Genomic DNA, 25,554 nt, shown 5'->3' on the forward strand with positions numbered 1-25,554 from the left:
TTCACCAGCCGGAGGCGGTGTAGACGACGGTGTGCTCGTCCGGGGCGCCGTAGGCGAGTTCGCGCAACAGGCTGAGCGGGCCTTCCTCCAGGTCGATCAGTTTGATGCCGCGGGCCGCGTAGGAGCGCATCAGCTCCGGGCCGACCATGCCGCCGCCGGTCTCGGACGCGGCCCAGGGGCCCCAGTGCACGGTCAGACCGCGCCGCTCGGCACCGGACCAGCGGCGGCCCAGTTCCTCCAGGGCGTCGTTGGCGCCGGCGTAGTCGCTCTGGCCGCGGTTGCCGAGGGCGGCGGCGATGGAGCCGAAGAGGACGGCGAAGCGTGGGCTCACCGGCAGCCGGTCCACCGCGTCCAGGACGGTGGCGGCGCCGTCGGCCTTGGTGGTGAAGACCCGGGCGAAGGACTCCGGGGTCTTCTCCGAGATCAGCTTGTCCTCGATGAGCCCGGCGGCGTAGACCAGCCCGTCGAGCCGTCCGTACTGGGCGTACACCTCCTTGACCGCGGCTCCGGCGGCCTCCGTGTCCGTCACGTCCACCCGCTGGTACTCGACCTCACCGCCCAGCTCTCGCAGGGCGGCCAGGGTGGTGCGTACCTCGCGCTCGGCGAGGATCGCCGAGACCCGGCGTTCGGTGTCGGCGGGGGTGGTGGTGAGTTTCGCGGCGAGCAGGGCGCCGCGCAGCGAGGCACGGTCGGTGGCGCCGGCCGTATCCGGGTCCTCGGCGGCCGCGGGTTCCGGGGTGCGGCCGAAGAGGACCAGGCGGCAGCGGGCCGCGGCGGCGAGGGTGCGGGCGAAGCGGGCGGTGATGCCCCGGGCGCCGCCGACCAGGAGGACCACCGACTCACGGTCGAGCCCGACGGCCTCGGCCTCGGCGGCGCCGTCGCCCGCCGGTCCGGCGCCGCTGGTGGCGATCGAGCCGAGCGGGGTGAGCGCCAGGCGCAGGGCGCGGCGACCGCCGCCCTGGTCCAGCAGCACCACCGGCTCGTGCTCGGGGGCGGCGAGTTCGGCGAAGAGGGCGCGGGCGGCCTCGGCGGCGCTCGCCCCGTCGGGGACCTCGGCCAGCGTGGCGCGGGTCTCGGGGTACTCGCGGGCCACCGTGCGGAAGAAGCCGCGCAGCCCGCTGGGCGCCCCGGCGCCCCGCCGGTCGGCGGCGAGCAGGCGACGCGGCCCGGCGGCGAGGACCCGCTGGTAGAGGGCGAAGGCTTCGGGCAGCACGGGCCCTTCGGCGTCCAGCGGCGTCAGGTGCACCACCGTCTCCTCGCCCGCGGCGGGCAGTTCGCCGTCGGGGACCAGCTCGGTCTCGACGCCGGCCTCGGCCAGCAGCGCGGACAGTTCGGCGGCGGTCTCGCCGCCGCCGAGGAGCTGTACCCGGCGGCCGGGCTCCGGGCGGGCGGTGACCGGTTCGAGGACGTGTTCGGTGAACAGCAGCCGCTGCGGGGCGGTGATCTCCGGGCGCGGTCCGTCGACGGCGAGAGTGGAGGTGGAGGTCTCGGCGGGCGCCGGAACGGAGCCGAGGGCTGCCTCCAGGAGTGCGCTGAGCGCGGCGACGGTACGGGCGCCGCTGAGCGCTTCGAGGTCCGCCCCGGCGGTGTCCAGGGCGAGGCGGCCACCGAGTTCGCCGACGATCTCGGTGCGCTTGATGGAGTCGATGCTGAGATCGGCCTCCAGATCGAGATCCGGCTCCAGCATGTCCACCGGGTAGCCGGTGAGCCCCGCGACCACCTCGAGAACGGTGTCCAGGACCGGCACATCACGGGCCGGGGCGCCGGCCGCGGCGGAGGCGGGCGCGGCGGACGGGACGGCGGCGGGGGTGCCGAGCCGGGCGGCGAGGAGCGAGGCCATGCCCTCGGCGGTGCGGACGCCGCTCAGCTCCTCAAGCTGCTCGCCTCCCTGGGCGGCGACGCCCAGCCGGGCGGCCAGTTCACCGGCGATCTCGGCCCGCTTGATGGAGTCGATGCTGAGATCGGCCTCCAGATCGAGATCCGGCTCCAGCATGTCCACCGGGTAGCCGGTGAGCCCCGCGACCACGTCGAGAACGGTGTCCAGGACCGAGGCACCCGGCGCGGCGGCGGGCGCCGCGACGGGCCCCGGAGCGACGGCCGACGACGTGGCGACGGCCGACGATGCCGTGACGGCCGGGACGATGTGTGCCGCGGGTACAGCCTGCGCGGTCGACCGCGTCGTCCCGGGCGGGAGTTCGGGTGCTCCCAGGTAGGAGAGCAGGACGTCGCGCTGGGCGGAGACCATCTCCCGGCTGCTGCGGAGGAACTCCGCGATCAGCGCTTCGGGACCGGCGGCCGGCGCGGGGAGGTGACGCGGGTCGGACACGGTGAACTCCGTCACGGGTCGGGCGGGGAGCAGGGCGTGCGGCGGGAAGGCGCCGTCGGCGCGGCGCAGCAGGTGGCCGTCGACGGTGAAACCGGCCCGCCGGACGGCTTTGGCGGTAGCGGGGTCGACGGTGTCGCGGCCGGTGAACAGCGGCCGGGTGCGCAGCTCCGTGCCGCTGACGGCGAGTCGGGCGAGCGCGGTCAGGAAGGCGGGCAGTCCGCCGTCGCGGCCGCCCTCCAGCGGCACGGTGCGGTGCGGGCGGTCCCCGAGCACGTCCGCCACCAGGCGGCTGAGCACCCGGCCGGGCCCGGCCTCGACGAAGACCCTGGCCCCTGCCTCGTACATCGCCTCGATCTGTTCGGCGAAGCGGACCGGGGAGCCGAGCTGGGCGGTCAGTTCGGCGCGGATGCCCTCGGCGTCGTCGGGGTAGCGCGCCGCGGTGCGGTTGGCCCAGACCGGGAAGGCCGGGGCCGGCAGGTCCAGCCCCGCGAGGTGGGTGCCGAAGTCCTCACCCGCGCCGTCGAGCAGCGGGCTGTGGAAGGCGCAGGCCACACTCAGCGGCTTGGCGCTGTATCCGGCGTCCTTCAGTTGGGCGATGGCGGCGGCGACCGCCTCGCTCGGGCCCGAGATGACCGTCTGGGTGGGCGAGTTGTGGTTGGCGGCCACCACGTCGCCGGCCAGGTCCGCGAGGCGCAGCACCTCCTCGACCTGGTCGGCGGAGGCACCGACCGCGGCCATGGTCCCCGCGTCGCCCTCCGGGACCCGGCCGAGGATGGCCTCGGCGCGGGCGACGCTGGCGGCGAGCAGTTCGTCGGGGGTGAACACTCCGGCGGCGGCGAGCGCGGCGAGTTCGCCGTAGCTGTGGCCGCCGGCCATCGCGGGGCGCACCCCGAGAGAGCTGAGCAGTTCGGTGGCGGCGAGCGCGGTGATGCCGAGGGCGGGCTGGGCCACCGCCGTGTCGGTGATCCGGGCCTGGGTGCGGGCCGCGGCCTCGGCGTCGAGCGCGGCCGGCGGGAAGAGCGCGTCGGCCCAGCGGGCGCCGAGGTGCAGGTGGCGGTGGAGTCCGGGGAAGGCCGCGAAGAGCGGCGCGAGCATCCCGGGTCGCTGGCTGCCCTGGCCCGGGAAGAGCAGCGCGAGCCGGCCCTCCGCGACCTCCCGCGGCACGGCGCGGGCGAGGTGGATGCCGTCGGCGGGGGCGTGTTCGCCCTCGGCGGCCCGGCGCAGCAACTCTGGCAGTTCGGCCGACGAGCGGGCGACCACCGCGATCTGTACGGGTTCGCCGCGCACGGCGGCCTGGTCGCTGCGGTGGGCGGCGTGGCGCGCGAGGTCGCGCAGGCGGCTGTGGCCGCCGTCCTGGTCGATCAGGGCGAGCAGGGCGCGGACCGCCTTGACGGCGGCCTGCTCCTCGCGGCCGCGGAAGGTGAACAGCTCGGCCGGCCAGGCGTCCAGGGCGTGTGCGGCGGGCGCCTGGTCGTGGGCGCGCAGGACGACGTGGAAGTTGGTGCCGCCGAAGCCGAAGGCGCTGACGCCCGCGATCCGGTCGGCCGGTTCGACGGCCCAGGGGGCGGTGGAGGTGTGGAAGGCGAAGGGGCTGGTGTCCGCCTCCCAAGCCGGATTGGGGTTGCCGAGGTGCAGGGTGGGCGGCTTGACGCCGTGGTAGAGCGCGAGGGTGGTCTTGATCAGTCCGGCCAGTCCGGCGGCGCACTTGGTGTGCCCGATCTGCGACTTGACCGAGCCGATGGCGCAGGAGCCGGGTTCGGCCCCGTACTCCCGGAACACCTCGGTCAGGGTGGCGAGTTCGGTGCGGTCGCCGACGACGGTGCCGGTGCCGTGCGCCTCGATCAGGCCGACCTCGGCCGGGGAGATCCGGGCGTTGGCGTAGGCGCGGGTCAGGGCGGCGCGCTGGCCTTCGGGGCGGGGCGCGGTCAGGCCGAGGCCACGGCCGTCGCTGGCGCTGCCGACACCGTCGATCACCGCGTAGATCCGGTCGCCGTCGCGTTCGGCGTCGGCGAGGCGCTTGAGGGCCACACAGGCGACGCCCTCGCCGAGGGCGATGCCGTCCGCGCTCGCGTCGAAGGTGGCCGAGCGGCCGGAGGGCGACAGCGCGTGCACGGAGGAGAAGAGCAGGTAGTCGTTGATGCCGTTGTGCAGGTCGGCGCCGCCGCACAGAACCAGGTCGCTGGTGCCGGTGACGAGTTCCTTGCAGGCGGCGTCGACGGCGGTGAGCGAGGAGGCGCAGGCCGCGTCGACGGTGTAGTTGGCACCGCCGAGGTCGAGCCGGTTGGCGATGCGCCCCGCGATGACGTTGGCGAGCATGCCGGGGAACGAATCCTCGGTCAGCTTCGGCAGTTGCTCCTCCAGACCGGGCGGCAGCGTGCCGACGTAGGCGGGCAGCACGGTGCGCAGGGTGGAGGCGTTGGCCAGGTCGCTGCCCGCCTCGGCGCCGAAGATCACCGAGGTGCGGCGGTGGTCGGCCTCCGGCCCCTCGTAGCCGGCGTCGGCGAGTGCGCGCCGGGCGGCCTCCAGGGCGAGCAGTTGCACGGGTTCGATGCTGGGCAGCGAGGCGGGCGGGATGCCGTAGCTCAGCGGGTCGAAGGGGATCCGGGGCAGGAAGCCGCCCCAGCGGGAGGGGGTGCGTTCGCCGTCACCGTCCGGCGCGTAGTACAGCTCGGGGTCCCAGCGTTCGGCGGGCACCTCGGTGATGCTGTCGGTGCCGGACACCACATTGGCCCAGAACTCGCCCAGGTCGCGGGCGCCGGGAAACATCGCGGCCATGCCGACCACGGCGACACGCAGCGGCGCGGGTGCCTCCTCGGCGGCCGGGGCGGGGACGGTGGCGGCGCGCTCGGCGAGCCAGGCGGTGGCGCCCTCGGTCACCTCCCGGTGCAGATCCGCGATGGTGGTGACCTCGGCGCGCAGCACGCTGACCTCACCGGCCATGAACATGCCCTCGGCGCCCTGGCGCTCCTCGTCCACCGCGCGCAGTTCGTCCCCGATCCGCTCGACGCCCTTGGAGGCGATGCGCAGCCGGCCGACGTTGAACCGCTCCAGGCGCTCCCAGACCTCGCGGTCCGGCACGCCCTGGGCGGTGAGTTCGTCCCGCAGCGCGGCGAAGTCGCGGGTGACCTCGCTGGCCGCGCACCGGGTGGCGTGGCCCGGCGCGGTCTCCAGCAGGTCGGTGCGGTCGGCGGCGAGGACCCGCCGCTGGAAGAGCGGCCGGATGGCGCCCGCGCCGACCGCCTCGGCGGTGACCAGGTAGGCGGTGCCCATCAGCACACCGAAGGCGGCGCCCGCCTCGGTCAGCGGGGCGGCGACGGTCGCGGCCATGGCCGCCGACCGGGCGTCGTGGATGCCGCCGGCGAAGAGCACGGTCAGCTCCGTGGCCGCCGCGGGGCCCTGCTCGGCGAGGAACGCGCGCAGCACCTCGGTCTGCGCCTCCCACAGCGGGAAGCTGTTACGGGGCCCGATGTGACCGCCGCACTCGGCGCCCTCGAAGATGAACTTGCGGGCACCCGCCGCGAGGAACTGCCGCAGCAGCCCCGGCGAGGGCACATGCAGGAAGGCCGATATGCCCTCCGCCTCCAGTGCGGCGGCCTGTGCGGGACGGCCGCCCGCGATGACGGCGTGCGTGGGTTTCAGCTCCCGGACGACGGCGAGCTGGGCCTCCTTGACCTGCTCGTCGGCGAAGCCCAGGATGCCCACGCCCCAGGAGGCGCCCTCGGGCAGCGAGTCCCGGGTGTGCTCCAGCATGGCCCGGGTGCGCGCGGCGTCGGCGAGGGCGAGGGCGAGGAAGGGCAGGGCGCCGTCGGCTGCCACGGCGGCGGCGAACGCGGGCTCGTCGCTGACCCGGGTCATCGGGCCCTGGGCGACGGGCAGGCGGGTGCCGAGCGCGCGGGCCCCGGCGGAACCCTCGGCCAGCGCGGCGGCGGCCCGCTCGCCGACGGTGGCCCGGCCGATCGCGTCGCGGACCCTTCGGACCGCCTCGGCGACGGTGGCGGAGCGGGCGGCGAAGGAGGCGGCGAGGTAGCCGTCCTGACCGACCGGCAGGAGGCGCCGCAGGGAATCGGTGGCGGCGAAGGCGCGCTCGGCGGTGGCGCTGTCGGTGGGCTGCTCGGGGGCCCGCGGCCCGCGGCGGCGCAGGAAACGCACCCCGTCGACGAGGACGCTCTCGGAACCGTCCAGCGAGCCGAGTGCCTCGACGGCCTCGGCATCCGGTTCGGCCTCGTCGAGCAGCGCGAGTTGGACGTCGAGCACCACGCCCGCCGCTCCACCGGCGACCGCCGCGGCGGCTGTGCGCGGGCCGATGCCGCCCCACGCCCAGACCGGCACGGCGATCCCCGGATCGGCGAGAACCCCTTGCAGCAGGACGAACGTGCTCAGCTCACCGGCCCGGCCGCCGCACTCGCTGCCGCGCAGCAACAGCCCGGCAGCGCCGGCGTGCACGGCGTCGGCGGCCCCGGCGAGGCTGGTGACCTCGACGAGCACGCGGCGCCCGGGGAAGTCGGCGGCGGTCCGTGCGGGGTCGGCGAGCAGCACGGTCGTGGCGCCCTCGGGGAGGTCCGCTACGCCGAGCGGGCAGCCAGGACGGACCCGGACCCCGAAGGGACGGCCGCCGGACCAGCGGGCGGTGCGACGCAGAGCCTCGATGGCATCGCGGCGACGCTCGGACAGTTCGAGCACACCGAGGGCGCCTGCCCGGCCGGCCGCGGCGGTGAGGCGGGGCGATGGGCGGTGCAGCGGGTTGACCGCGAGGACGGCGTCTACCGATGCATCCGACGGCGCAGGGGTGGCGAGCGTCCGCATGAGAGTCCTCTGTGGGGGGAGAGTGATGATCGGTAGTCAACTGGGGTCATGACAAGCGGTCAACCTGTCGCTGAGAGTGACCACTCACTCCCCTTTCATGCAGACCATCCCCTTTTGAATACCGAAAACTACGCACGCGGGATACCGCCCCGAGGCATTCACCGAAACACCGCACGACGCGGGAGTGCCCGCTACATGAATGCGTCATGTGACAGAAACACAGACGTCGCAATAAACTCACCGAAGTGTGCGGCAGATCACGCGATTCTCCAGCGCAACACCCCAACCACCACCCGGGTCACACACTCTCCGTAGCGAACGCACAGCGAGCCCAGTCCCACGGTGCCGACCTCCAAGTCAACGCCCGTCTTGCGGCCACTTCACTCGCCGACGGAGGTGAAGGCGGATGCACTTGGCGCTGCACTTGGCGGGAAAGTAAAGGGATCGCCGCCGGCCAGGAAACGGGCCAAAACCATGGTGACGGGATGGCGGTCGTAGGGAATTGACGTCATCACAGTTGGAAGGAGATACCGAGCTCGCTGCCGAGGCCACCGCGGATCTCGCGCGATTCGATATGGACCTTGCGCTGACCGCCCACTCGGTCGAGATCGACGGCAAGCCCGCGCAGAGTTTCGCGAAATCCGGAGACGGCAAGCATCACCGTCGCCCCTCCGGAGAAGATCGAAAAAGGCCGGGCATTCCAGGTCCGTGTCCGCGATGACGGGAACCCGAGCCAGGACGACCCGAGTTGGGCCAAGAGCGAGGACGGCTGCGTCATCACGGTCCTGGCCCCCGTGGGCACCTGGTTTCCCGGTTCCGCGGCTGGCTGGCCACGCAGTGGCCGGCCCTGCTCAGGCCCTCCGCCGCCACACCGTAGCGGCCACACCGGCGCGACCCGCGGCAGTGACGCCATGGCCGCGCAGGCTTTCGCCGGGCTTCCGCGCACCGCCCCTCAGTCGGCCGATTCCGCGAGCAGATGCAGTGCCTCATATGACGGGCTGTCCGGCTCCGCGGAATAGACGACCAGTTGCTGGGCCGGCGCGGAGGGCACGAGAAACCGTTCGAGATCGAGCGTGAGGGTACCGACCCGCGGATGAGCGATCGTAGCCCTGCCATTGGTGCGGCCCCGGACATCGTGTCTGGCCCAAAGACGTCGGAAGCTCTCGCTGCGCGTGGACAATTCGGCTACCAGCGCCGCCAGGTCCGGATCGTCGACCTCCGCGCCGGCCAGCCCGCGCAGGCAGGCCACGAAGTCCGGACGCGGATCCGGTTCGACCGGGAAGGTGTCCGGGTCCAAGAACACGGTCCGCAGGAGGTTGGTTCCCGGTGTGTGCGCGGGCGAGAGGGCCTGGGCCAGCGGATTCGCCGCCAGCACCAGGAACGTCTGGGTCTGCACGAACGCGGGCGTCACCGGCCAGGAGTCGATCAGCCGAGCCAAGGTGGGAGAAACCCGGTGACGCTGAGCGCGCCCGCGCGAACCCGGGACAGAATGGGCGAGCGCGAACAAGTGCGTGGTCGCCGACTCGTCGAGCTGTAAAGCCTGAGCGAGCGCCCGGAGGATCTCCGCGGACGGCCGCCGGTCACGTCCCTGCTCCAGACCGAGGTAGTAGTCCACACTGATACCGGAGAGCGTCGCGACTTCCTCGCGGCGCAGGCCGGGCACGCGCCGACGTGCGGTCTCGGGAAGGCCGACATCCGCAGGGCGCAGTACCTCGCGGCGAGCCCGCAGATAATCGCCCAGCAGATTCGCGGTGCGGTCGTTCATGAGGGCAAGAGTAATCCGGAACGAGCCCCGGACCCTGGTGCCCGCAGCACCAGGGCCACGGCTCACTTCCTCAGCCGCGACGCGGGACCTAGCGTCCGGTCCATGGCAACAGAAACACTGGACGGCCTGACCGCCGTCGTCACCGGCGCCAGTTCCGGCGTCGGCGCGGCCGCGGCACGGCAGTTGGCCGCGAGGGGTGCGTCAGTCGTCGTCGTGGGCCGCGCGGTGACCAGAACCCGCGCAGTCGCCGACGAAGTCGGCGGCACCGCCCTTCCCGCGGACTTCGCGCGCTTCAGCGAAGTGCGCGAACTCGCTCAGCACCTGATCTCCCGCATTCCGCGGATCGACATCCTGGTCAATAACGCCGGTATCGTTGCGCCCAAGCGGCAAACGACGCCAGACGGTCATGAATTGACCGTGCAGGTCAATTTCCTCTCTCCTTTCCTGTTGACATCGCTTCTCCGGGAGAAGCTCCTGCGGGCCCCCTCCGCCCTTGTCATCAACACAGGCTCCAATCTCTACCGGTTCGGCAAGCTCGACCCGGACGACCTGGACCAGAATCGGCGCCGTTACGCACAGATGCGCTCGTACAACGCCTCGAAGCTGGCAAGTGTCCTACATGCCGCCGAGTTCAACCGCCGGGCACCGGACACCATGACCGCTGTCGCATTCCACCCCGGCACCGTCCGCTCCGGGCTCGACCGCAACTCCGCACTGATCACGGCAGCGAAGGCAAGCCGGATCGGGCGGCGCCTGACGCGGTCACCGGAGGAGGGCGCCGAGCCGATCATCAGGATCGCCACCACCGACCGCGGCGAACTGAGAAACGTCTTCTACAACCGGCTCGAGCCGGAGCCCCTGCGCGCCCCCGCCGCGGACCCGGATCTCGCTGCCCGGCTGTGGCAACGGGCCCACGAGCTCACCCACGCATCGGCATAATCCGATTGCGGTGCCGTGGTGTCGGCGGGCTTGGGCGTCCACTCGTTTCAGCAGGGCGCCCGGAACCAAGGATCAGGCGTCGGCGATGGGCCGGCCCGGCATCGGCTCCGCGAGCGCGGCCCGCCGGGCCGGCGGGCCGAAGGGCTTCGAGGAATTCGTGGCTGCCCGCGGGCCGCGGCTGCTGCGGATCGCCTGGCTGCTGCCGCCCTCAGCCCCCTGCGAGCCGTCGCCGACGCCTAGATGAATGAGTCCAAGGGATGGCCTGCGGACATGAGGCGAGGGCGTCCAATGTCGATGTGTGACGAACGACCTGAACACCCTCGCAACGGCACTGTACGCCCGGATCGACGATGAGTTGAAGGCTTCGCCGTGGCTGGCCCCGGCGCGGCCCGCGGTGGGGATCGCTCCCCGGCTCAGTGACGCGGAGCTGCTCACGCTCGCTGTGATGTCGGCGGTGCTCGGCTACACCTCCGAGCGGCGCTGGCTGCGCCGTGTCGACCAGGACTTCCGCCATCTCTTTCCCCGTGTGCCCCAGCAGTCTGGCTACAACAAGCGCCTGCGTGCCGCGTCGTCCCTGCTCATCAGCATGATCCGGATTCTGGCCCGGGACACCTCGCTGTGGAGCGACGACGTGTGGCTGGTCGACTCCACCCCGGTCGGCTGCGGATGTTCCCGGGAAACAGCCAAACGCTCGGACCTGGCCGGATGGGCCCAGTACGGCTACTGCGCATCCCACTCCCGGTACTTCTGGGGGCTGCGGCTGCACCTGGTGTGCACGCTCGGCGGCCTGCCGGTCCTGTTCGCGCTGACCGGCGCCAAGGCCGATGAACGCGAAACGCTGAGGGACATGCTCGACACCGCGCCGGACGTGACCGCCTCCCACCCCGGACAGACGATCATCGCCGACAAGAACTACTACGGCTACGAGTTCGAGCACGACCTCGCGGAGCGTCACCTCGTCCTGCTGCGGCCAGCCCGCAAGGGCGAGCCCGAGCGGGCCGGAGCGCACCTGTTCAAGCCCCTTCGCCAGGTCATCGAGTCGATCAACCAGACTCTCAAAGGCCAGTTCGATCTGGAACGGCATGGCGGCAAGAGCCCACGTGGCGTGGTCGCACGCGTTCTGTGCCGGATCCTCGCGCTGACCGCGGCCGTCTGGCACAACGACCTCACCAGACAGCCGGTCAAGCGATCACTGATCGCCTATGACCACTGACCGTGACAACACCCCTTGGACTCATTCATCTAGTACTGGCGGGTGCTCGGGCCGCGGCGCGGTGCGGCCCGAGCCCCCTGGGACGTGCGGGTCAGCCGCCCTGGCCGATGCCCCCGATCGGGCCGACCTTCACCGGGGAGCCGGCGCCGTCCGTGACGGGCAGGGTGCCGCCGCCCGGCCAGTCGAGGGTGACCGACTTCGTCTCGTTCGGCGGAGTCACCACCAGCCCCGTGACGCGGACGCCGGAGCCGCCCGAGTCGTTGATCGGGTAGTTGACGCCGAAGTACGTCGACTCCCCGTCCTTGAGGATGTGCGAGTCGGCCGGCTGACCACTGCGCTTCGCGGACAGCGCTCCCTCGCTGGTCTTCAGGTCGACGCCCGCGAACCCGGAGACCGTGCAGTCCCGGCCGCCACCGTTCTTCAGCGTCACCGCGACGGTGCCCTCGCCGTCGCCGTCGATGGTGCGGTCCGCCGCCGTGATCTCCAGCTCGTCGGTGCGGCACTTGCCGACCTTGCCGTTCTCGTCGGAGCCGGTCCCGGCGGCCGTGCCCTGCCCGCCGGAGTCCTTCCCGCCGGAGTCCTTGCCACCGCCCTGATCCGAACCGCCCGAGCCCGAACCGCCGCCCGAGGAAGACGCACTCGACGCGGACGACGGGTCGCTCTTTCCCGAGCCGTCATCGTCGTTCTGACAGGCCGTCAGCGAGAGACCCGCGGCAACGACCAGGGCGGCGAAGGTGAGCTTATGAACGCGCATCGTTTCTTCCTCAGTATCGGTTGGGGGTGCCGGCCGCTCGGTACACGTCGGTACGAGCGAGCGTTACTGATCAGCAGGAGCGGCCCGGCCCGCCGCACGTTCCACCCAACCGCCCCCCTGATACACCCCTGTTACACGAACAGCCAGGCGCAGCGCACACCACCACCGGGCACACGCCCCGTCCGCACCGCCCCTGCCGTGCCCCTCCCCTGCCGCCGACCGGCGCGGGAAACGGGGGCGGGCGAGTGCCGACTCGTCGATGCGCCCGGGCTGTGGGAGCCGATCACCTGGGGTCGATCACCTGGGCCGATCACCTGGGGCCGGGGAGCTCCGGCAGGCGCGGGGTGTGGAGCCAGGCGGTGAACAGCGCGTCGAGAGGCTCCGCGGCGCGGCGCCGGGCGAGAGCGGTGAACTCCTCGGTGGTGACGGTGGCGTGGCGGTACGTGGCCGTCCATTCCCGCAGCACCGCGAAGAAGGTGTCGTCGCCGAGGACCGTCCGGAGCGCGTGCAGCGTCAGTGCGCCCCGCTGGTAGACCCGGTCGTCGAACATCCGCGGCATGCCCGGGTCCGCGACCAGCAGGTCCTGCGGCTGATCCGCCAGCCTGGCCCTGGTGCGGGCCGCGATGACGGCGGCGGGGACGCTGCCGGAGGCTTCCGACCACAGCCACTCGGCATACTTGGCGAAGCCCTCGTTCAGCCAGATGTGGCCCCAGTCGGCGACGCTCAGACTGTTGCCGAACCACTGGTGGGCCAGCTCATGGGCGACCAGCCGCTCACAGCCGCGGTGCCCGTCGACATGGTTGGCGCCGAAGATGGCGAGCGTCTGTGCCTCGACCGGCACCTCCAGCTCGTCGTCCGTCACCACCACGGCGTACTCGTCGAACGGGTACGGGCCGAAGAGGTCCTCGAAGGCGGCCATCATCCGGGGCTGGCGGGCGAAGTCGTGGTCGAAGCGGTCGCGCAGCCGCGGCGGTACCGCCGCCCGCTGGGGCACCGGGCTCACGGCCGCATCGGTCAGCTCGACCAGGTCGTACAGGCCGATCTGGACGGTGGCGAGATAGCTGGACATCGGCGCCGGGTGCTCGTACACCCAGGTCGTGGTGGAGGCGTTGACCGTGCTCGAGTCCAGGGTCCCGGCGGCGACCACCGTGTACGGCGACGGCGCGGTCACCGCGATCCGGTACGACGCCTTGTCGGCCGGGTGGTCGTTGCACGGGAACCAGGACGGCGCGCCGATCGGCTGGCCCGCCACCAGCGCCCCGTCCTCGAGCTGCTCCCAGCCCAGGTCGCCCCAGTGCCGGGTCTTCACCGGCCGGGGCACCCCGACGTACCGCACCTCCACGGTGAACGGGGCCCCGGCGGGCAGCGGGCGCGCGGGGCGGATGCGCAGCTTGTCCGCCCGGTGGGTGTAGCGGGCCGCGCGGGCCCCGTCGACCAGCACCCCGTCGACCCGGAACGCGCCGAGGTCGAGGCTGAACCCGGACAGCGGCTCGCCGGCGGCGCCCGGCTCGGCGACCGCCGAGATCCGCGCGCGGCCCGAGAGCCGGCCGGTGTTCGGACGGTAGGTCAGCTCCAGGTCGTAATGGGTCACCCGGTAGCCGCCGTTGCCGTGCTCGGGCAGATAGGAGTCCCCGGACCGGTCCGCCCCGGCGCCGCCGCCGGGCGCGGCCTGCGCCCGGCCGCTCTTGCCCCTGCTCACTTCGCCGTACCCTCCGTCTTCCGCATGTCCTGCGCCTTCTCCGGCTTCCACGCCGCGATCGGGTTGCCGAGCCACCATGTGCCCGCGGGCAGCGTCTCGCCGCGCATCACCAGCGACGCCGGCCCCACCGTGGCACATGTGCCGACCGTGGCGCCCGGCAGCACGATGCCGTGCGGGCCCAGGGTGGCGCCCTCCTCCAGCACCACCTGGTCCATGCGCATGATCCGATCGTGGAAGAGATGGGTCTGTACCACACACCCCCGGTTCACGCTCGCGCCCGAGCCGATCCGTACCAGATCGGCCTCCGGCAGCCAGTACGTCTCGCACCACACCCCGCGCCCGATGCGCGCGCCGAGGCCCCGCAGCCACCAGTTCATCAGCGGCGTACCGGACACGGCCCCGACCAGCCACGGGACGGCCAGCACCTCCACGAAGGTGTCCGCCAGCTCGTTGCGCCACACGAACGAGCTCCACAGCGGGCGTTCGGCTGCCCTGAACCGGCCCATCAGCAGCCACTTGGCCAGCACCGCCACGGCGCACGCGAGCAGACCGCCCGCGAGCAGCAGCACCCCGCCGGCCGCCATGGCCGCGGCGAATCCCCACCGTGCGGCGAGGGTCCCGAAGGCGGCCAGCACCAGCACCGCGAGCGCCGCACCACCCATCACGGGGACGATCCGGCACAGCTCGACCGCGCCGCGGGCCCACTTCAGCCGCCGCGCCGGACGGTAGGTACGGCTCTGGTCGCCCTCCGCGGCCGCCCGCGGCAGCTTCATCGGCGGCATCCCGAGCCACGAGCTGCCCGCCTTGGCGCCCCTGGGCGCGGCGGACAGCACGCCGACCAGACCGCGCTTGGGCACCGAACTGCCGCCCACGGCCATCCCGGAGTTGCCGAGGAACGCCATCTTGCCGACTCGCGACTCCGCGATCCGCAGCCGGCCGCCGCCCAGTTCGTAGGAGGCGACCATGGTGTCGTCGGCGAGGAACGCGCCGTCGCCGACGGTGGTCATCGACGGCAGGGCCAGCACGGTGGACGCCTCGACCCCGCGCCCGACCTTCATGCCGAGGGCCCGCAGCCACACCGGGGTGAACAGGCTGGCGTACAGCGGGAACAGATGCACCCGCGCCATGTCCATCAACCGCTCGGTGGCCCATGCCTGCCAGGCGATCCGCCCGTGGACGGGATGGTGACCCGCGCGCAGGCCGAGGCCGAGCGTCCGCACCCCGGCCAGGACAAACAGTGCGTAGCACACCATTCCGGCCACCGTCGCAAGCGGCACGGCGGCCAGCGCGTGGAGCAGCGCCGTGCCCGCGTCGCGGGTGCCCCGCACGAACAGCGTGAGGACGGCGAGCGCGGGCAGCAGCGCCAGTGCGGGCAACAGGGTCAGCCCCAGCGAGGTGAGCCCGTACACGAACGCCCAGCGGCGGGTGCGGGCCGGCCGGCCCTCGGGCCGACGGTGCGCCGCCTTACCGGACTTGGCCGCCGGCACGCCCGCCCAGCGGCGCCCCGCGGGCACCGCACCGGTCACCCCGGACCCCGGGGCGACCTCGGCGCGCTTGCCGATCCGGGCGCCGGGGAAGAGCGTGCTGCGGGCGCCGACCGTGGCGCCCGCGCCGATCCGGATCCGGCCGATCCGCAGCCGGTCGCCGTCCAGCCAGTGGCCGGACAGATCGACCTCGGGCTCGACCGCGCTGCCCTTCCCGAGCTTGAGCATCCCGGTCACCGGCGGCAGCGCGTGCAGATCGACGTCGTCGCCGACGCGCACGCCCAGCGCCCTCGCGTAGTGGGTGAGCCAACTGCCGGACAGGCCGGTGGCACCGCTCAGCTCGGCCAGCCGCTCGGCCGTCCACAGCCGCAGGTGGACGCCGCCGCCGCGCGGGTACGTCCCCGGCTTCACACCCCGCAGCAGCAGCCGCGCACCACCCGCGGCGATCGCGATCCGGCCGGGCGGCGAGACGCAGAACAGCCAGCCGAGCAGGATCCACCACCAGGAGACGGTGGGCGCGTAAGGGGCGGCACCGCAAAGGTTCAGCACGTTGAAGACCGCGGCCGCGGCCACACCCCAGCGCAGCCCTGCGACCGTCAGCAGCGGCAGCATCAGCAGCGTCTGCGCGACACCGGTACGCCCGGGTACGGGCCGTACGGTGCGCGGGGCCGTCGTCTCGCCGCCCGACGCCTCCAGCGTCCGGGCGAGCGCGCCCAGCCGCGGGTTCTGGTAGATGTCGCTGACCGATCCGCTGGGGTAGCGGTCCCGGATCCGCGAGACGAGCTGGGCGGCGGCGAGGCTGCCACCGCCGGCCGCGAAGAAGTCGGCATCCGGCCCGCTCGCCGGGGTGCCCAGCACCTCGCCCCACAGCTCGGCCAGCCAGCTCTCGGTCTCGGTCAGCTCGTCCGCCGGACCGGCCGTGCCGACCCCCGGCAGCGGCCAGGGCAGCGCCGCCCGGTCCACCTTGCCGGAGGTACGGGTGGGCAGCGTGCCGACCACCGCGAGCAGCGGCACCAGCGCGGCGGGCAGCGCCTGCCGCAGCCGCTCCAGCGCGTCCGTCTGGTCGAAGCCGGTGCCCGTGTCCTCGCCGCCGTCCTCCGCCGTGCCCTCCTCGGGCACGACATAGCCCACCAGCAACTGGTGGCCCGCCTTGGTCGTCCGTACCGCGGCCGCGGCGCCCGCAACGCCCGGCAGCGCCTGCAGCGCGGCGTCCACCTCCCCCAGCTCGATCCGGCGGCCGCCCAGCTTGATCTGTTCGTCGGCTCGACCGACGAACAGCAGCCCCGCCTCCTCGGCGCGTACCAGGTCACCGCTGCGGTACGCCCGCGACCAGCCCAGCGACGGCAGCGGGGCGTACTTCTCGGCGTCCTTCGCCGGGTCGAGATACCGGGCCAGCCCGACCCCGCCGATCACCAGCTCCCCGACCTCGCCCATGGGCACGGCCTCACCCCGGGCGTTCACGACCGCCAGCTCCCAGCCGTCGAGCGGCAGCCCGATCCGCACCGGGCCCTCGCCGGTGAGCTGCGCGGCGCACGCGACGACCGTGGCCTCGGTCGGACCGTAGGTGTTCCACACCTCGCGGCCCTCCACCGCCATCCGCTCGGCCAGTTCCGGCGGGCACGCCTCGCCGCCGAAGATCAGCAGCCGTACGTCGTCCAACGCCTCCACCGGCCACAGCGCCGCCAGCGTGGGGACCGTGGAGACCACGGTGATCTCCTGCTCGACCAGCCAGGGGCCGAGGTCGACGCCCGTGCGCACCAGCGACCGGGGCGCCGGCACCAGGCAGGCGCCCCTGCGCCAGGCGAGCCACATCTCCTCGCAGGACGCGTCGAAGGCCACCGACAGGCCGGCCAGCACCCGGTCGCCCGGTCCCATGGGCTCATCGGCCAGGAACAGCCCGGCCTCGGCGTCCACGAACGCGGCCGCGCTGCGGTGGGTGACGGCGACGCCCTTGGGCTTGCCGGTCGATCCGGAGGTGAAGATGATCCACGCGTCGTCGCCGGGCCCCGGGCGGCCGGGGACGCCGTGCGGCTCGGCGCGCACCGTCATCTCGAGCGCGTCGCCGAGGACCACGCTCACCGCGGCCTCGGAGAAGACCAGCTCGGCCCGCTCGTCCGGGTCCTCCGCGTCCACCGGCACATAGGCCGCCCCGGCGGCCAGCACGGCAAGGATCCCGACGTACAGATCGGCGGTCCCGGACGGGACGCGGATGCCCACCCGGTCACCGACACCGAGGCCCGCCTCGACCAGCCGCAGCCGCACCCTCTCCACCTCGGCAAGGAGCGCACGGTAGCTGAGCGCCGCCGTACCGTCATCGACGGCAGGGGCGTTCGGGTGGCGACGGGCCGTCTCTCCGAGGACGTCCATGAGGGTGCGCTCGGCGTGGGCGCCGCGCCCGGGGAACAGGGCGGGCGGTGCCGAGGGCTCCTCCCCGGCGGGTGCGAGCAGCGGGTCGATCAGTGCCTGGGACTCGTCGATCAGTGCCTGGGACTCGTCTATTACGGCCATCCGGCCTCTCCGCAGTCGGTGAACCGAATGTTCGGCGACACCGCCCGGTCAACCCGGACCATCGGCCTCTGCCATCCGGCTCCACACTGAGCCGGGTCCCGAACACCCGCTCGCGGCTGATGGTTTCCGCGAGGGCGACCACTCGGCTCGGCCGTCCAGCGGCCGGCTCGAATCGCGGGCACCGGTGATCGGACGGGCATGCTCCGCCCCCTCCGGTCGAACCGACGCCCGCATACGCCGAACAGGCAGTTTACCCAGCGTTAACCGGAGCCGCTCGCCTTCCGAGGCGTCGGTGGCCCGAGCCCGTGGCCGCGCGGCACGGTGGCACGCCGTTCCCAACCACCGCCGTCCCTCTCGTATCGTGCCTGGCGGGAGCCGAATTTTCCGGTCTCGCTCGCGGCCCGGCGGCGGCCACCCGACGGGCCCCGACCCTGTGGTCGGTCTCACAGCGGCCGCAGTCCGGGCGGGCGCCCTTTTGAAACTGCGGCCTGAACCCGGCCCCGCCAGAACCACCAAGATCAGGCCCCGCACAGGGTCCTCTCCGCTGTCCTCGGCTGGGAGCAGCCCCCGGACGCACTGCTTCATCTGAGACGTGGGGATGCCAGGAAGCTCGGGTGATGTGGTCCGGGCCAGGAGGATGCGAGGTCCGGGATCCCGGACCAGGGCTTCGGCGTGGTCCACCGCCCGCCCTCCGCCTCAACCCTTGATTCATCTATCGATACTCGATAGATTCCCATCGCAACTCGATGGAAGGATGGGACATGGGAAAGCTGGCAGTGCGTGCGCTTCGCGCCGTGCTCGTGGTGGTGCTCGCCGGCACCGTGTTCGTGCAGGCATTGATGATGTGGGTGCTGGTCAGCGGGAGCGACCCGGAGGACGGGTCGCTGCCGCTGACCCCGCTGCGCGTGATCACGATCCTGGGCATGGGGTCGGCCCAGGTCGCCCTGGTCAGCGTATGGCGGCTGGTGACGATGGTGCGACGCGGAACCGTGTTCTCCCACGCCGCCTTCCGGTACGTCGACGCCGTGATCGGCGCGATCGTGGCGGCTGCCCTCCTGTGGTTCGCGGTCACGGCCCTCAATGCGCCGGGCCAGCGGGCCGACCCGGGCGTCACCGTCATCATGGGCGGGGTCGGCGTGGCCATCCTGGGGGTCGCGCTCATCGTGCTCGTGCTGCGGATGCTGCTCGCCCAGGCCGTCGCGCGCGATGTCGAAGCGGCACAGATGCAGGCCGAGTTGGACGAGGTGATCTGATGCCGATCGTCGTCGACATCGATGTGATGCTGGCCAGGCGGAAGATGTCCGTGGGCGACCTCGCGGACCGCGTAGGGATCACGCCCGCCAACCTGGCGGTACTCAAGAACGGCCGCGCCAAGGCGGTGCGTTTCGCGACGCTCGCCGCGCTCTGCGAGGTGCTCAAGTGCCAGCCGGGCGACCTGCTGCGCTGGGAGGCCGAGGACGCCGCGAGCGAATGACGTGCCCCCGGGCGGGCGTGAAAACGCCTGACACCACCGGCCCGCGACACGGCACGCGGACCGCACACTGCCGCCACCTTGTACGTCGACCGCACCGCCGATTTTCCCGTTGGCTCACGCCGCGTGGTGGTAGGTGTCGTAGTGACCGCCCGTGGTAATGAGGAGCTGCGCCGTGGCGTAGGCGTCGTAGGTGGCACGGTGCCGCTGGGCGGGAGCGGCCGCGAGGTCCGGCGCGGTGTGCTTGATCAGGGCGTCGAGGCTGTAGCGGGGCAAGTCCTGGTACGTGGCCTTGGCCAGGCGGAGCGTGTCGAGCACCCGCCGCTCGGCCGTCTCCGGGTCGGCCCCGCGCCAGCGGGGGTGGTTCCGACCGAGGTGGCGGCCGAGCGGCGTCATGACGACACACCCTCTTGGGTATCCGCCGCCCCTCGCCCCAAGGTCAGGCGGTCAACTGCCGAGGCACATCGGCGGAATCATGCAGGTTTGTCATCTGCGCGAATCGGCCGTCGCTGACCTTGTAGATGGCGTACTCGACGATCTCGAACGAGGCGCCGGTCGGAGCAACGCCGAGCCATTCCTTCACCGGGGTGCCGGTGTTGACGACGCGCACAGCGATGCGGTCGCGGTCGAGCAGCAGTTCCTTGACCTCCCAGTGAAGGTTCGGAACGGCATCGATGCTGTGCTTCATATCGGCAATGACGTTGTCCCTGGTCCCCGACTCGCCGTTCAACATGACCTCGTCGGCGATGAACTCGTCCATCTTGTCGAGCTCATGGGCGTCGAGCGTCGCGATGTACCGCAGATACCAGTTACGCAGATCGCTGTCAGTCACGAGAATCTTCCTTCTTCCTCTCCCCCTGGGCGAGGTCGCCCGGCTGCGCATAGATGCAACTAGTGGGTGCGAAAATGATTGGGTCTCGGGCGAGGTTGGTCGTCACGGTTGTTCGTCGAGTTCGAGTTCAGTAGGTGATGTGACCCCGGCGGCTGTGGAATTCGCCGGTGGGGCCGTCTGGGCCGAGCAGGGCCAAGGCGACCGTGGCGTCCGTACCCTCGGTGACGCTCTGGTGACCGCTGTGCTGGTTGAGGTCGGTGGCCGTGTAGCCGGGGTCGGAGGCGTTGATCCGCATCCTGGGCAGGTTCTTGGCGTACTGCACGGTCAGCGTGATCACAGCGGCCTTCGAGCTGGCGTAAGGGACCATGTATCCGTTGAAGGAGTCGTCGTCCGGGTCCAGCAGGGCGCGGGGAAAGCCCAGCCCCGAGGCGACGTTGACGATCACTGGATTGGACGAGCGCCGCAACAGGGGCAGGGCAGCCTGAGTGACCCGGACGATGCCGAAGACGTTGGTCTCGAACGCCATGCGCATCGCTTCGACGTCCAGGTCGTCGAGGCCCCACGACGTGCCCACGATGGCCGCATTGTTGATCAGCACGTCGAGTTCGGGCAGGGCCGCGATCGCCTTGTCGACGCTGTCCTGGTCGGTGACGTCGAGCTGGACCGGGATCGCGCCGAATTCCCGGGCGGCGCCTCCGGAGGCCAGGTCACGTATGCCGGCGTAGACGGTGTGGCCTGCGGCGATCAGGCGGCGGGTGGTTTCCAGACCAAGGCCTTTGTTGGCGCCGGTCACCAGGGTTGTGGTCATGCCGCCACTCTGCGCCGCCGCCGGGCCGGCTGACAGGCACTGTTCGACGGTGGGAACGGCAGTACCACCCGCTTCGCTGGATCCCGGGGCACCATGGAGGGCATGGACGAGTTCGCGCAGATCCTCCGGGCATGGCGGGACCGAGCTCGCCCGGAAGATGTCGGATTACCCCCCGGCCTGAACCGGCGCACACCCGGCCTGCGCCGCGAGGAGCTGGCCCTGATCGCCGGGGTGAGCGTGGACTACATTGTCCGTCTGGAGCAGGGCCGCGCCCGGAACCCCTCCCCGCAGCTACTGACCTCACTGGCCCGGGCGCTCCGCTTGACCGACGCCGAACGCGACCACCTGTTCCGCGTCGCCGGGGCGGCCATACCGTCTGCCGGACACGTGCCCAGGCACGTCACGCCGAGCGCGCGGCGGATGGTGGACCGGTTCCGCAACGCCCCGGTGGCCGTGGCCGTGCACACCGCGATCTACGAACTGGTGCTGTGGAATCCCGTCTGGGCCGCCCTGTTCGGTGACCCGTCCAGTCAGACCCGGCTGGAGCGTAATGTCGCCTGGCGGTACTTCGAGGGCTCCATCCCGGTGACGCACACACTCGAGGACGATGAAGCCTACGCGCGGGACCTCGTCGGCCACCTGCGTTCCGCGGCCGGCCGCTATCCGGATGATCCGGAGATCCCACGGCTGATCGACCGCTTGATCAGGGCATCCCCCGATTTCGCCCGGCGCTGGAAGGCCGGGACCGTCGGGGAACTACGCAGCAGCCGCAAGACTGTGCATACAGACCTGGTCGGGGACATCGTCGTGGACTGCGACACCTTCACCGGCGGCCCAGGTGACCAGACGATCGTGATAATGACGACCGCACCGGGCTCCGAGGACGAGCAGAAGCTTGACCTGCTGCGAGTGATCGCGCTCCAGGAACTGCAGAGCTGACCACCTTGGCAATCCAGCGGGACTTCTGTATCTCTCCTGGTCAACGGCCTGGCGGTGGGGAGTGTAGCGGGGGTTCGGCGGCTCTTCGCAGTTGAGGGTGTAGTCGGGGGCACCCAGCCGCGTTCACCGATCAGCGGCCAGCACTGCCGCGAGGCCCTCTCGCAGGTCTTTGACGAAATACTCGGGAACCTCCAGCGACGGGAAATGTCCCCCGAAATCTGGGGACCTCCATCGGACGATCTGTCGGTACCGCTCCTGTGCCCAGCCGCGCGGACACTTCTCGATGTCGTAGGGATACACAATGATTGCGGACGGGACGTCGACGCGAAGTTCGGGGTCGAGTGAGAGGTGGCTCTCGTAGTAAATGCGGGCCGACGATGCGCCGGTCCGCGTCAGCCAATACAGGGTGACGTTGTCAAGAACCCTGTCCATGGAAATCGTCTCGAACGGACTGTCTTCGGTATCTGTCCACGCGGCGAACTTGTCAAGGATCCAGGCGAGAAGCCCGACCGGTGAGTCGACGAGCGAGTAGCCGATGGTCTGCGGTCGGGTCGCCTGCTGCTTCGCGAACGCCGCGCGGGGGCCATCCCAGAAGTCGCGCGTTTCCTCGGTCCACTTGCGCTCGGCCGCCGTCAGCCCGTCCGTGGTCAACCCGGGCGGTGCCTGCGCGGTCGTGGTGTGGATGCCGAGAACGTGCTCCGGGAACCTGCCGCCGAGGACCGTGGTGATCGGACCTCCCCAGTCGCCGCCGTGGGCTACGAACTCGCTGTAGCCGAGCCGTCCCATCAGTTCCACCCATGCGGCCGCGATCTTTTCGAGTCCCCATCCGGTGGTGGCCGGCTTGTCGCTGTAACCAAAGCCCGGCAACGACGGGACCACGACGTGGAACGCCGGCGCGTCCGCGTCTTTCGGATCCGCCAGCTCGTCCACGACATCGATGAACTCGGCAATGCTGCCCGGCCAGCCGTGCGTCATGATCAGCGGAGTGGCATCCGCGCGCGCCGATCGGCGGTGCAGGAAGTGGATTCCCAGATCATCGATAGTCGTGCGGAACTGGCCGATGCGGTTGAGGCGCTCTTCGAATGACCGCCAGTTGTATCCGGTGCGCCAGTAGTCCACGACATCGACGAGGTCGGCGAGCGGAACGCCCTGTTCCCATCGGCGAGGGTCGGGCGCGGCGCGATAGACCGTCTCGGCCTCCGGTAGCCGCGCCGCGGCCAATCGCGCGCGCAGATCGTCGAGGTCAGCGTCAGTTGCGTGGGCTTCAAACGCTTGCACGTCGCTGGTTGGACGGGGCATGAGACCTCCTGGCCATCGCGGAACCGGCTAAGGCGGTTCTAGCAGTTCTCCGAGCCACGCTGCAACCCCCTAAGGTGGTTCCATGCGTGTTCGGTTCCCTGACTTCCGCCTCGGTAGCGTGCTGGCGACCAGCTTCACGGGGACTCTGTCGGAGCGGCATGGCGACGCTGTGGAGCGCATTCCCGTGCCACACCGACTCGTCGACTGGCTGGCAGTGAACGGCCTCGCCGTGGACTCCTGCACCACTGCCCAGCTCCACCTCGCCCGGGAACTGAGGGAGTCGATTCACGCCGCCGCGACAGCGGCCGCGATCCAGGACGCTCTCCCTGCGTCTGCTGTCCAAGTCATCAATGACTGCAGCGCTCAGGGTCGGGCCGCGGCTATCCTGACGCCCGAGGGTAAGCGGCAATGGCGGCTCAGCTCGGCTTCCTGCGTGGAAGATGCCCTCAGCGTGATCGCCGCCGACGCGATCAGCATCATCGCAGGCGAACGCGACGGAAAATTGGCCTTGTGTGCATCACCAACCTGCCAAGCCGCCTTCTTCGACACCAGCCAAAGTCGCAGCCGCAAATGGTGTGACATGAACACGTGCGGGAATCGTCAGAAGAAAGCGCGCTTCAATGCCAACCAGCGCAACAAACCCAGATCAGCGGAGTGATCATTACCCTCGGTGCGTCCAAGTCGGCCCCACGCCTGCGACAACGCGGGCTACGCCTCCGACCCGCCTCCGACCCTTACCGCCGAACGCGGTGGCCTGCGCGGCCGGATTGCCCACAAGGGCGGGAAGGCCCCCATCCAGGCCGGCCAGAGGTGGGACGAACGCCCGCATCGCCGACCATGAGCACACGCCGATCCGCGCGACCGCTCAGCCTCTCAGCGAGGAGGACTCCTCCTCGCGGGCTTTCGTGTAGCGGTTTTCCGGTACCGGGAGGCCCAGGTTGCCGCGGAGGGTGGTGGCCTCGTACTCGGTGCGGACGATGCCGCGTTCCTGGAGGATCGGAACGACCTCCTCACGGAAACGCCGCCACTGGCTGGGGTGCCCGATGGGGTAGTTGAAGCCATCGAGGGCGCGGCCCTCGAACCACTCCTGAAGCCGGGTGGCCACCGTTTCCGGCGATCCCGCGAACGGGGTCGGGCGCGGGCTCGAGATGAACTCCACGGTCTGGCGGAGCGTCCAGCCCTTTTCCTTCGCCTTGCCGGCGATCTTCTCGGCGTTGGTACGGAAGCCGCGCTCCGCGTGGGCGAGGGCCTGTTGCGGGAACGGGGCGTCCAGGTCGTACTGGCGGAAGTCGTGCCAGCCGAACGGGCGGCCGAGTCCTGCCAGGGATCGGTCGAAGTCCCTGTCCCTGGTCTGGATCTCGTGCTCGATCTCCCTGGCCTGGTCGTCCGTGTCGCCGACGAATACCGAGGTACCGGGCATGACGACGATGTGCCGCGGGTCGCGGCCCTTCTTCGCCGCCCGAGTCTTGATGTCGTTGTAGAACGCCTGGCCCGCCTCGATGGACGAAGCGTTGGTGAAGATGGCCTCGCCGATCGTGGCGCCGAGGTCGCGGCCCTGCTCGGAGTCGCCTGCCTGGAAGATGACCGGCCGGCCCTGCGGGGAACGGGAGACGTTCAGCGGGCCGGCGACCTGGAAGTGCTCGCCCTTGTGGTTCAGGGCGTGCTGCCTGGCCGGGTCGAGGAAGGTGCGCGTGGCACGGTCGCGCGGGAACGCGTCCTGCTCGTAGGAGTCCCACAGGCCCTGGGCGACCTGGACGAACTCCAGGCCCCTGGCGTAGCGGGTGTCGTAGTCGTAGTGCTCGTCGCGGGAGAAATTGCCCGCGGCGCCCGCGTCGCCGGTGGTGACCACGTTCCAGCCGGACCGGCCGCCGGAGATGAGCTCCAGGGAGGCGAGGCGGCGGGCGATGTTGAACGGGTCGTTGTAGGAGGTGGTGACGGTGGCGACCAGGCCCAGGTGGCTGGTGCTGACCGCCAGGGCCGACAGCAGGGTCAGCGGCTCAAGGCGGTTGAGGTAGTGCGGCGCCGAGTCCGCGGTGATGAACAGACCGTCGACCATGAAGACCAGGTCGAACTTGGCCTCCTCGGCCAGGCGGGCCTGCTCGATGTATACCAGTTGATGCTGACGCTGGCATCGACCGGAAGGTCCTCGTCGAGCCAGAGGTAGGGCTGGCCGGGGCCGCCGGCGCCCATCGTGATCGCGCCCAGCTTGAGTTGCCGCTTCTGGGCGCTCATGCCGCCACTCCCGCGCTCTCCGCCAGGGGCTCGCCCCACAGGGCGCAGGTGTCGGCGGGCTTGCCGCCGACCCGGTGGGCCGCCTCGGACGAGCCGCCGAAGTACAGCCTGATCCTCGGCTGCTGGGCCGACTTGACGCCGGAGTAGCCGGAGTAGTGGTTCTCGACCTGGTAGTACTGGCCGTGGTAGACGAGGAAGCCGAGGCGCTCGGTGTGCGCGGCGGCGTAGGCCGCGGCCTGATGGCCGTCGGGCTGCGATGAGGCACAGCCGGTCAGCACTCGGTCGAACCCGGCGTCCTCGTGGGCGGGGGCGGACTTCCCGGTTAAGTCCTTGTCGATGACCGGGCCGCCGTTCAGCCTTGTCTCCGACTGGTCCCTGGTGCTGATCATGCCAATGAACTCGACAGGCATGCGGTTGGTTCCCTCCCGTACCGCTGGCTTCTTCCCGTGACTGCTGCTTGCCTGGCGTGTCGTGAGGCGCTC

General features: G+C 71.4%; 17 protein-coding genes and 1 pseudogene. 6 read left to right on the plus strand and 12 right to left on the minus strand.

Annotation, left to right across the window (positions count from 1 at the left end; genetic code table 11):
• Nucleotide 1 precedes the first annotated feature (1 nt).
• The 3 genes from STRVI_RS29375 to STRVI_RS29385 all read right to left on the minus strand — a co-directional run bounded on the left by STRVI_RS29375 (nt 2) and on the right by STRVI_RS29385 (nt 8,894).
• Nucleotides 2-7,129, minus strand: coding sequence for a type I polyketide synthase (locus tag STRVI_RS29375; protein WP_014059255.1), 7,128 nt, complete (start codon nt 7,127-7,129; stop codon nt 2-4).
• Between the two features lie 511 nt (nt 7,130-7,640).
• Nucleotides 7,641-7,787, minus strand: coding sequence for a hypothetical protein (locus tag STRVI_RS52970; RefSeq protein WP_167543233.1), 147 nt, complete (start codon nt 7,785-7,787; stop codon nt 7,641-7,643).
• Nucleotides 7,788-8,081: 294 nt separating this feature from the next.
• Nucleotides 8,082-8,894 carry a helix-turn-helix domain-containing protein gene (locus STRVI_RS29385; protein ID WP_014059256.1) on the minus strand — a complete coding sequence of 271 codons (813 nt, stop codon included), beginning with the start codon at nt 8,892-8,894 and terminating at the stop codon, nt 8,082-8,084.
• Nucleotides 8,895-8,996: 102 nt separating this feature from the next.
• Here STRVI_RS29385 and STRVI_RS29390 point away from each other — a divergent pair, with 102 nt between their 5' ends.
• Nucleotides 8,997-9,833: an SDR family NAD(P)-dependent oxidoreductase gene (locus tag STRVI_RS29390; RefSeq protein ID WP_014059257.1), complete on the plus strand. Its 837-nt coding sequence runs from the start codon at nt 8,997-8,999 to the stop codon at nt 9,831-9,833.
• A gap of 298 nt (nt 9,834-10,131) precedes the next feature.
• Nucleotides 10,132-11,046, plus strand: coding sequence for an IS982 family transposase (locus tag STRVI_RS29395; RefSeq protein WP_014059259.1), 915 nt, complete (start codon nt 10,132-10,134; stop codon nt 11,044-11,046).
• Nucleotides 11,047-11,137: 91 nt separating this feature from the next.
• Here STRVI_RS29395 and STRVI_RS29400 read toward each other — a convergent pair whose 3' ends face one another.
• From STRVI_RS29400 to STRVI_RS29410, 3 genes are all read right to left on the minus strand, one after another.
• Entirely contained in the window at nt 11,138-11,800 is a 663-nt protein-coding gene (locus STRVI_RS29400) for a DUF4232 domain-containing protein (RefSeq protein ID WP_014059260.1), read from the minus strand.
• Nucleotides 11,801-12,110: 310 nt separating this feature from the next.
• Nucleotides 12,111-13,499 carry a M1 family metallopeptidase gene (locus tag STRVI_RS29405; RefSeq protein WP_014059261.1) on the minus strand — a complete coding sequence of 463 codons (1,389 nt, stop codon included), beginning with the start codon at nt 13,497-13,499 and terminating at the stop codon, nt 12,111-12,113.
• Nucleotides 13,496-17,491 (minus strand): Pls/PosA family non-ribosomal peptide synthetase, encoded by a 3,996-nt coding sequence (locus STRVI_RS29410; protein ID WP_014059262.1) that lies wholly within the window; start codon nt 17,489-17,491, stop codon nt 13,496-13,498. The genes STRVI_RS29405 and STRVI_RS29410 overlap by 4 nt, the downstream gene beginning before the upstream one ends.
• A gap of 761 nt (nt 17,492-18,252) precedes the next feature.
• Here STRVI_RS29410 and STRVI_RS29415 point away from each other — a divergent pair.
• Nucleotides 18,253-18,744, plus strand: a complete 492-nt coding sequence (locus STRVI_RS29415) for a DUF2975 domain-containing protein (protein ID WP_014059263.1) — start codon at nt 18,253-18,255, stop codon at nt 18,742-18,744.
• A complete protein-coding gene (locus STRVI_RS29420) occupies nt 18,744-18,965 on the plus strand; it encodes a helix-turn-helix domain-containing protein (RefSeq protein ID WP_014059264.1) in 222 nt (73 codons plus the stop codon). Before STRVI_RS29415 ends, STRVI_RS29420 begins: the two co-directional genes overlap by 1 nt.
• 114 nt (nt 18,966-19,079) lie before the next feature.
• Here the strand turns inward: STRVI_RS29420 and STRVI_RS29425 are convergent, their stop codons facing one another.
• From STRVI_RS29425 to STRVI_RS29435, 3 genes are all read right to left on the minus strand, one after another.
• Nucleotides 19,080-19,358, minus strand: a complete 279-nt coding sequence (locus STRVI_RS29425) for an exonuclease domain-containing protein (protein WP_050993780.1) — start codon at nt 19,356-19,358, stop codon at nt 19,080-19,082.
• 43 nt (nt 19,359-19,401) lie between these two features.
• The gene (locus tag STRVI_RS29430) at nt 19,402-19,794 is read right to left on the minus strand and encodes an ester cyclase (protein WP_014059265.1); all 393 of its coding nucleotides are present in this window, start codon (nt 19,792-19,794) and stop codon (nt 19,402-19,404) included.
• A gap of 127 nt (nt 19,795-19,921) precedes the next feature.
• A complete protein-coding gene (locus STRVI_RS29435; protein ID WP_014059266.1) occupies nt 19,922-20,602 on the minus strand; it encodes an SDR family NAD(P)-dependent oxidoreductase in 681 nt (226 codons plus the stop codon).
• Between the two features lie 102 nt (nt 20,603-20,704).
• Between STRVI_RS29435 and STRVI_RS29440 the strand changes: the two genes are divergently transcribed.
• The gene (locus STRVI_RS29440) at nt 20,705-21,541 is read left to right on the plus strand and encodes a helix-turn-helix transcriptional regulator (RefSeq protein ID WP_043236703.1); all 837 of its coding nucleotides are present in this window, start codon (nt 20,705-20,707) and stop codon (nt 21,539-21,541) included.
• A gap of 123 nt (nt 21,542-21,664) precedes the next feature.
• Here the strand turns inward: STRVI_RS29440 and STRVI_RS29445 are convergent, their stop codons facing one another.
• Nucleotides 21,665-22,840: an epoxide hydrolase family protein gene (locus STRVI_RS29445; RefSeq protein WP_014059268.1), complete on the minus strand. Its 1,176-nt coding sequence runs from the start codon at nt 22,838-22,840 to the stop codon at nt 21,665-21,667.
• Nucleotides 22,841-22,922: 82 nt separating this feature from the next.
• Here STRVI_RS29445 and STRVI_RS29450 point away from each other — a divergent pair, with 82 nt between their 5' ends.
• Entirely contained in the window at nt 22,923-23,498 is a 576-nt protein-coding gene (locus tag STRVI_RS29450; protein ID WP_014059269.1) for a CGNR zinc finger domain-containing protein, read from the plus strand.
• Nucleotides 23,499-23,705: 207 nt separating this feature from the next.
• Here the strand turns inward: STRVI_RS29450 and STRVI_RS29455 are convergent.
• A pseudogene (locus STRVI_RS29455) lies at nt 23,706-25,072 on the minus strand (LLM class flavin-dependent oxidoreductase).
• Nucleotides 25,069-25,482 (minus strand): LLM class flavin-dependent oxidoreductase, encoded by a 414-nt coding sequence (locus tag STRVI_RS29460; RefSeq protein ID WP_043240182.1) that lies wholly within the window; start codon nt 25,480-25,482, stop codon nt 25,069-25,071. Before STRVI_RS29460 ends, STRVI_RS29455 begins: the two are co-directional and overlap by 4 nt.
• Between the last annotated feature and the right edge of the window lie 72 nt (nt 25,483-25,554).

It is taken from the genome of Streptomyces violaceusniger Tu 4113 (assembly GCF_000147815.2).
GTDB classification, from domain to species: domain Bacteria; phylum Actinomycetota; class Actinomycetes; order Streptomycetales; family Streptomycetaceae; genus Streptomyces; species Streptomyces violaceusniger_A.